Annotated in this window: 1 pseudogene; it reads right to left on the bottom strand. The window is 62.3% G+C overall.

The annotated features are described in order from the left end of the window. A pseudogene (locus SB751_RS31500) lies at positions 1-265 on the bottom strand (MFS transporter); the annotation flags it as partial.

The following is a 265-nucleotide window of genomic DNA, read 5'->3' as shown; positions in this document are numbered from 1 at the left end:
ATCACCAGGTAGCTGAACACCGCTACCAGGGCGTTGGCGCCCACGTACACCAGTGCCCACTTGAACGAGCCGGTGGCGGTGATGATGTAGCCGATCACGATAGGCGTGGTGATCGAGGCGATGTTGCCGAAGGTGTTGAACAGGCCACCGGACAGCCCGGCGATCTGCTTCGGCGAGGTGTCTGCCACCACCGCCCAGCCCAGCGCGCCAATGCCTTTGCCGAAGAATGCCAGGGTCATGAAGCCGACTACCATCCACTCGGCAT

The sequence above is a fragment of the Cupriavidus sp. SIMBA_020 genome (genome assembly GCF_046535395.1).
Lineage (GTDB): Bacteria > Pseudomonadota > Gammaproteobacteria > Burkholderiales > Burkholderiaceae > Cupriavidus > Cupriavidus campinensis.
Note: the sequence above shows the minus strand (reverse complement) of the source record. Positions and strands in the feature narration are given on the sequence as shown.